Consider the following 6,336-nt stretch of genomic DNA (forward strand, 5'->3'; position numbering starts at 1 on the left):
CCTATTATGTCCACCTGCTTTCTTCTGTATTCAAAGTCACGATCGGGACGACAATCTCAATTCGTGTTCCTTTGCCAGGAGCGGTAATATACTGAATCGTTCCGCCAATTTCATTAATCCGTTCTCTCATGGTAGACAGTCCATAGGAAGTCTGTTTGGTGTCATCGAGTTCAAAGCCAATGCCATCATCCCGGAGGGTAACCCGTACCGAATCCGTTTTTTGGACAATCCGGATCTCCATCCGGCTGGCTTTGGCATGACGAAGGGTGTTTGATAGTGCTTCCTGGACAATACGAAACAGATGATTCTCGACCCCTTTCAGCAAGCGTACATCCTCATCCATCTCCAAAGCAATCTCCATCGGAATCTTGGCCTGCAGCTCCTGTACAAGTTCCTGTATGCCTTCATATAACCGTTTGCCTTCCAGATAAACCGGACGCAGGTGCAATAGCAGCGCTCTCATTTCCGATTGCGCAACAGAAGACATTTCCTCAATCAATTCCACCTGGCGTTTGGCCCGCTGCAGATCCTTGTCAAAAGTACGTCCTACTGCTGTCGCAGTCATCGATATGGCAAAAAGCTGCTGGGATACCGCATCATGCAGTTCACGTGCCAGACGCTGCCTTTCTTCAATAATGGCAGATATTCTGGCCTGTTCTGCCAGCTGCGCATTATTGGTAGATAGACGCTGAAGACTTGAGATCTGATCACCCCACTTTTTGCCGATCCGGTCCATCTGTTCGCCAAGGCGTGCCCATTCATCACTTCCCCATTCGGGAGCGGATTGTGACCAGCTGCCCTTTTCCCACATCAGCAGTGTATCCCGCAGCTTGCCCAGCCGCATTTTCAGACGCAGTGCCTGATACAACCCGTACAGAATGCCCACAGTAAGTACAGGAATCAAAAGTGCTATACCGGTGCGTAAGACAGCTTCCCATGTATAATCGATCACCAGATGCCCCGACGTATAGAGTACATACACGACAACGATTAATAAAAGGACTGCCAGCAGCACTCCTTCACTCATACTGCGGATAATAATATCCGCAGACTTCTTAGTTCTCATACGCCGGTCCTCCACTTCGATCATGACCTCACCTACACCTACACCTACACCTACACCTACACCTACACCTACACCTACACCTACACCTACACCTACACCTACACCTACACCTACACCTACTATTTTAAGTGGGTTTACGCAGACAAGCGAATATTTAAATCTCCAGCCACATAGAAAATGACCAGCTTCACTCGCTGTGTACTATTCATATAATTGGCCGATTTCCATTGTACACGGTTGAGCACACCCTGACGGCGTTCAATTCCGGCATGATAATCGGGATTAAAATTAATCTGTCCAAATAACAAATGAGCTTCAATCTCCACACCATACTCCTCTGGAATTGTAAAATCAAGATCACCAATCAGTCCATGAAAATACAGTACGGTATCCGCTTCTTCTGCCAACGCAAGAGACAGGTCACAATCAATATCACCGATCGCATGCCAGGAGCTGGTACTGCGCATCATCCATGGATCACGGTTATGCTGAAGCGTTTTAATAAAGTTCTGCTGGGAATGATGCTTTTGTCCCCGATGAGCTTTATTGGCACGTACATAAAAGATACCGAGCGAGATCAGACCAATGCCAAGCACCAACGCCAGATGATCCAGCAGGAGTAATCCTGCTCCTGTACCGAGACAAATATAGCCTCTGCGCATATTTCCATGACGAAGTCCGGTTACGCCAATTAGCAGCAAAAGAAGAGCGACAATCGTAAAAAATCCAACATATGGTCCCAGCAAGACCAGCATTCCGACTCCGATCAGCATCATAGCAAAAGCTTCTCTTTTTTTACTCATATCGCACCTCCTTTACCGCCAATAGTAGTGGAAAAGCCATACGGCATGCATGAGACACACGCTGTATGGCTTAGCCTTTCCTAGCATATCATATTATTCGCTTGCCGACTAACTGTATCTCTGGGCGTTTAGCAATTAGTGCCGAGAGGACTCATCCGCCGGGCTTGCACTGGATTCAATTGTTTTCGGAGCGGAAGAACCGGACAGCTTATTTTTCAGCAGGTTCAGCTGCTCGTCCACTTTCATTTGTTTTTCTGCTTGTTCGGCGCTGATATATGGAGTGTTATAGCCGGAGCTGTAAGGTACACGCATAACATCCGCTTCTGCTTCCAGTTGCATGATTTTCTCTTCCATACGGCTGAATCCGAGGGATGCGCCGCCTTTATCGATCGAGTTTACAGAGCTCATTTGAGACATTTGTTTTTTGGCTTTGGCCATTTGAGCACGGGATACCAGCTCATTACGTTTGTTGCGCATTTTGTAGAACTCGTCTTTCATTTCATGCAGCTGCTGCATCAGATCGCTCACCTGGGTTTTAGCCTGTGCATGCATATCGCCATATTCGGTATATTTCTGATCGAAGTAGATTTTCTCTTCCAGCAGCTTGCGAGCCACTTCTTCCTGACCGTTTTTCAGAGCTGCAGTAGCCTGGCTTTCACGCTGTACAGCCATACGGCCTGCTTCTTCCACACGCTGCTTCATACGGCGTTCGTTAGCCATTTGCTTGGCAACAGTAACCTCTGCCTGATGAATTTCAGCCTCCATATCACGCAGATACTGGTTAAGCATCACGATTGGATCTTCCACCTTGTCCAGTAATTCATTCACCGATGCCTTTGTCATATCTTTCAATCTTTTAAATACTCCCATGTTATTGTTCTCCCTTCTCGATTTGAGCAATTTTTTTGCGTAATTCTTCAACTTCTTTACGAAGTGCTTTTTTCTCGATATCTTCCATCATGGAGTCCAGATCAGCTTTCTTGCGGCCAACCGGATCCGGCTTTTCATAAGGTGGGCGATTTTTGCCAAAGTCACGCGAATTGCTTTTATGTGGAGCATCATACATATTGGGCTCATAAGCATTCTGGGAAGTTCCCCAGTACCCGCCATACGTGTGACGCGGGCCATAACGATCTTCAGGCTGCTGATCATAGGGACCATATTCAAATGGACGATAAGCTGGTGGTTCTTTCGGTACGATAAACATAGCGACCAGATAAATCAGGATCGTAGATCCCCCGGTAAACGGAATGCTGAGAATAAATAATACTCTGAGCAGGGTAGGGTTAATCTGAAAATATTCTGCCAGTCCTCCGGTTAAACCGGTAAGAATCCGGTCATGTGCCGAACGGTATAACTTTGGCCGCATCGATTAGCCCTCCTTCCGTTCATCATCCAGCTTGCGTCTCAGGCGCTCCAACTCTTCATCGAGAGCCGTACTGCTGGTGCCTGATGGATAGTGATCCATCTGACGGACGTCTCGCATTGCTTTTGCTTCCATCTCCCAATCAGAGATACGATCTTCCAGACGTCCAAAGGAAGGCTGATTATTGGGCATTGTTCCACCAAAGCGGCGATTCATCTGCTGTTGAAGACGCAATGTCTCCATTCGTGCATAATAATACTCCCGCTTGCTGTAGACTGCCTGGTATTCGGACTTCAGCGTATTCAGCTGATATTCAATCTCGCTGAGCGCTTCTTTGTTTTTCTCCAGCAGATCGTTATACTGATTTTCCTTTTCTTCGTACATTACTTTTTCTTGCAGAGCCATCCGGGCCAAATCTTCTTCCTCTGCCTTCAGAGCCAGCATAGCCTGCTCTTCACGCTTTTTGCGCATGGAAGATGCTTTCTCTACATGTTGGTGTAGCTGACGCGTATGCTGCGCTATATTGCTATACAGTTTCTCTGCCTCAGTAATTTCCTGACGGGTATCGAGCAGAAACTGATCGATTAATCTTACAGGGTCCTGACTCTGTTCCAGCTTTTCATTTAAAGTTGCTACGGTAATATCCCGTATGCGCTTAAACATATTCATAATATTGGTGCTCCCTCCTTTACGTAATCAATCAAGCGGTATACTGCAGTTGCTGATCCGCTTCAGCTCCGGATTTCATTGCCACAACTTGCATTCTTACAACCCTATTCCACTCTACAATTATTAAGACGTCTATAATTATAAGATGAGCAGAACAGTATATATTTATTTATCGTAAAGTGTTTTAGGCTTTATTAGCAACTTACCCATTCGTTTCAGTTAGGACACGATTCAGCTGCTAATTAAAACGTTTGACGGCGGTTTTTTAGAAGAGTCACTCCCCAGACCACCAATGCTATTCCAAGGACAGGACCGATAAGAAAAGACAATTTTGAAAAAAGGATACAAGCACCGATGAGGCTCAGTATAATTCCCAATACTTTTCTTCCACTTTGAAGAGCATAGTAACCGAGGATCAGCATCGCTACCGGAATCAGCAGCCCAATCAGCTCTCCCATCAGACTATGTACTACAGGAAAGAACTTGCCGAATACCATCAGAATACCTACTGCGATTAATGCTACCGCTGCGATACTTTTACGATTGATATTCATTCCATTCACCTCCTTCTCCTTGAATTTGAGAAAAACATGAGTACTTCCGCCAACTACTATTCATTATCATCCAATAATTGATTAGACAGATCACCGGTCAATTGCCGCCGGTTCCTGTCAGGCTGACTCGCTCTGCCTTATAGTTACATTCTAATAGAATAAACTGCTGTCTGAAATGGACTGGGGATGGTATTTTATCCTAGACCTAAGGCGGGGCTTACTCTGGACCAATCCCTCATCTATAGGATTTAGCTTATAATCCTCTTTGCTTTCACTTCAAATCCTCATCGCTTCATAATTCATACCTTACATTCTGCACTTCACACTTCACACTTCACACTTCACACTTCACACTTCACACTTCACACTTCACACTTCACACTTCACAGAATAATTATACGCTACTAAAAAAGATATAACGAAAAAGCCTGGTATAACTACTATAATAGCAGTTATACCAGGCTTTTCACTTCCTGATGAAAAACGCGCCCTAAGAGATTCGAACTCCTGACCTTTTGATTCGTAGTCAAACGCTCTATCCAGCTGAGCTAAGGGCGCTCAAAATAAAATACTGGAGGCGCCACCCAGATTCGAACTGGGGATAAAGCTTTTGCAGAGCTGTGCCTTACCACTTGGCTATGGCGCCGTATGAAATTAAAATGGAGCGGACGACGGGAATCGAACCCGCGACCCTCGCCTTGGCAAGGCGATGCTCTACCGCTGAGCCACGTCCGCTCATTGAGAAAAAATGGCTGGGGATATAGGATTCGAACCTATGCGTGACGGAGTCAAAGTCCGTTGCCTTACCGCTTGGCTAATCCCCAATATCAAAAAAATAAAAGGGCGATCGACGGGAATTGAACCCGCGAATGTCGGATTCACAGTCCGATGCGTTAACCCCTTCGCCACGACCGCCATGCTATAAATTTTATGAAATAAATTGGCAGGGGCAGCAGGAATTGAACCCACACCAACGGTTTTGGAGACCGTTGTTCTACCTTTAAACTATGCCCCTATGACTGGTGGAGGCTGATGGATTCGAACCACCGAACTCGGAGAGAACAGATTTACAGTCTGCTGCGTTTGGCCACTTCGCTAAGCCTCCACAATGGTGCCGGCGAGAGGATTTGAACCCCCGACCTACTGATTACAAGTCAGTTGCTCTACCAACTGAGCTACACCGGCATAAAACTATTAAATTAAAAGGTGGCTCGGGACGGAATCGAACCGCCGACACGAGGATTTTCAGTCCTCTGCTCTACCGACTGAGCTACCGAGCCGTAGCTTGATGTATTGCTGCGTGTCGACTCGTCTACTCTAAATTACTTTACAATCAAAAAGTAGTGAGTGGATACTAAAATGGCGGAACCGACGGGATTTGAACCCGCGATCTCCTGCGTGACAGGCAGGCATGTTAACCCCTACACCACGGTTCCAAAACTATTGCGGGGACAGGATTTGAACCTGTGACCTTCGGGTTATGAGCCCGACGAGCTACCGGACTGCTCCACCCCGCGTCATCATGCAAAAAGTATCTATGGTGGAGACTGAGGGGATCGAACCCCCGACCCTCTGCTTGTAAGGCAGATGCTCTCCCAGCTGAGCTAAGTCTCCATGGGACACAAGAGTGATTGTAACACGCTTATTAAGGTAATGTCAAACACATTCACTTATTATGTACAATGCATTCCTGTATGAAGTAAAACAATGACCCGTAGGGGATTCGAACCCCTGTTACCTCCGTGAAAGGGAGGTGTCTTAACCCCTTGACCAACGGGCCTTACTATTTAGAGAATAAATATGGCGGAGAGAGAGGGATTCGAACCCTCGAGACGCTTGTGACGCCTACACGATTTCCAATCGTGCTCCTTCGGCCAA

The 6,336-nt window shown here is 46.4% G+C and carries 6 protein-coding genes and 13 tRNA genes; all 19 read right to left on the reverse strand.

What is annotated here, in order from left to right; all coding sequences use genetic code 11:
- Positions 1–4: 4 nt before the first annotated feature.
- Positions 5–1,066, reverse strand: coding sequence for a sensor histidine kinase (locus tag WH45_RS18345; RefSeq protein WP_046215900.1), 1,062 nt, complete (start codon positions 1,064–1,066; stop codon positions 5–7).
- A gap of 134 nt (positions 1,067–1,200) precedes the next feature.
- On the reverse strand, positions 1,201–1,869 hold the full coding sequence (gene liaF / locus WH45_RS18350) for a cell wall-active antibiotics response protein LiaF (protein WP_046215876.1): 669 nt from the start codon (positions 1,867–1,869) through the stop codon (positions 1,201–1,203).
- Between the two features lie 135 nt (positions 1,870–2,004).
- Positions 2,005–2,739: a PspA/IM30 family protein gene (locus tag WH45_RS18355; RefSeq protein WP_046215877.1), complete on the reverse strand. Its 735-nt coding sequence runs from the start codon at positions 2,737–2,739 to the stop codon at positions 2,005–2,007.
- Position 2,740: 1 nt separating this feature from the next.
- On the reverse strand, positions 2,741–3,238 hold the full coding sequence (locus tag WH45_RS18360; protein ID WP_046215878.1) for a PspC domain-containing protein: 498 nt from the start codon (positions 3,236–3,238) through the stop codon (positions 2,741–2,743).
- Between the two features lie 3 nt (positions 3,239–3,241).
- Positions 3,242–3,904 (reverse strand): PspA/IM30 family protein, encoded by a 663-nt coding sequence (locus WH45_RS18365; RefSeq protein WP_046215879.1) that lies wholly within the window; start codon positions 3,902–3,904, stop codon positions 3,242–3,244.
- 242 nt (positions 3,905–4,146) lie between these two features.
- On the reverse strand, positions 4,147–4,458 hold the full coding sequence (locus WH45_RS18370) for a hypothetical protein (RefSeq protein WP_046215880.1): 312 nt from the start codon (positions 4,456–4,458) through the stop codon (positions 4,147–4,149).
- Positions 4,459–4,942: 484 nt separating this feature from the next.
- Positions 4,943–5,016, reverse strand: a tRNA-Arg gene (locus WH45_RS18375).
- A 14-nt stretch (positions 5,017–5,030) separates the two neighbouring features.
- Positions 5,031–5,104: transfer RNA gene (locus WH45_RS18380), tRNA-Cys, on the reverse strand.
- Positions 5,105–5,118: 14 nt separating this feature from the next.
- Positions 5,119–5,193 (reverse strand) — tRNA-Gly (locus WH45_RS18385).
- Positions 5,194–5,207: 14 nt separating this feature from the next.
- A tRNA-Gln gene (locus tag WH45_RS18390) sits at positions 5,208–5,282 on the reverse strand.
- A gap of 18 nt (positions 5,283–5,300) precedes the next feature.
- A tRNA-His gene (locus tag WH45_RS18395) sits at positions 5,301–5,373 on the reverse strand.
- A gap of 26 nt (positions 5,374–5,399) precedes the next feature.
- Positions 5,400–5,473 (reverse strand) — tRNA-Trp (locus WH45_RS18400).
- Between the two features lie 5 nt (positions 5,474–5,478).
- Positions 5,479–5,563: transfer RNA gene (locus tag WH45_RS18405), tRNA-Tyr, on the reverse strand.
- A 4-nt stretch (positions 5,564–5,567) separates the two neighbouring features.
- A tRNA-Thr gene (locus tag WH45_RS18410) sits at positions 5,568–5,643 on the reverse strand.
- 22 nt (positions 5,644–5,665) lie between these two features.
- Positions 5,666–5,738 (reverse strand) — tRNA-Phe (locus WH45_RS18415).
- Positions 5,739–5,818: 80 nt separating this feature from the next.
- A tRNA-Asp gene (locus WH45_RS18420) sits at positions 5,819–5,894 on the reverse strand.
- Between the two features lie 7 nt (positions 5,895–5,901).
- Positions 5,902–5,975, reverse strand: a tRNA-Met gene (locus tag WH45_RS18425).
- Between the two features lie 21 nt (positions 5,976–5,996).
- Positions 5,997–6,072, reverse strand: a tRNA-Val gene (locus WH45_RS18430).
- A gap of 94 nt (positions 6,073–6,166) precedes the next feature.
- Positions 6,167–6,238: transfer RNA gene (locus WH45_RS18435), tRNA-Glu, on the reverse strand.
- Positions 6,239–6,336: the final 98 nt, after the last annotated feature.

Origin of the sequence: Paenibacillus wulumuqiensis (assembly GCF_000971965.1) — a bacterium.
GTDB classification, from domain to species: Bacteria; Bacillota; Bacilli; order Paenibacillales; family Paenibacillaceae; genus Saccharibacillus; species Saccharibacillus wulumuqiensis.

What these genes read in the sequence shown, in the direction of transcription:
- WH45_RS18345 (WP_046215900.1), bottom strand. Translation starts at nt 1,066, where the DNA reads ATGAGAACTAAGAAGTCTGCGGATATTATTATCCGCAGTATGAGTGAA.
- liaF (WP_046215876.1), bottom strand. Translation starts at nt 1,869, where the DNA reads ATGAGTAAAAAAAGAGAAGCTTTTGCTATGATGCTGATCGGAGTCGGA.
- WH45_RS18355 (WP_046215877.1), bottom strand. Translation starts at nt 2,739, where the DNA reads ATGGGAGTATTTAAAAGATTGAAAGATATGACAAAGGCATCGGTGAAT.
- WH45_RS18360 (WP_046215878.1), bottom strand. Translation starts at nt 3,238, where the DNA reads ATGCGGCCAAAGTTATACCGTTCGGCACATGACCGGATTCTTACCGGT.
- WH45_RS18365 (WP_046215879.1), bottom strand. Translation starts at nt 3,904, where the DNA reads ATGAATATGTTTAAGCGCATACGGGATATTACCGTAGCAACTTTAAAT.
- WH45_RS18370 (WP_046215880.1), bottom strand. Translation starts at nt 4,458, where the DNA reads ATGAATATCAATCGTAAAAGTATCGCAGCGGTAGCATTAATCGCAGTA.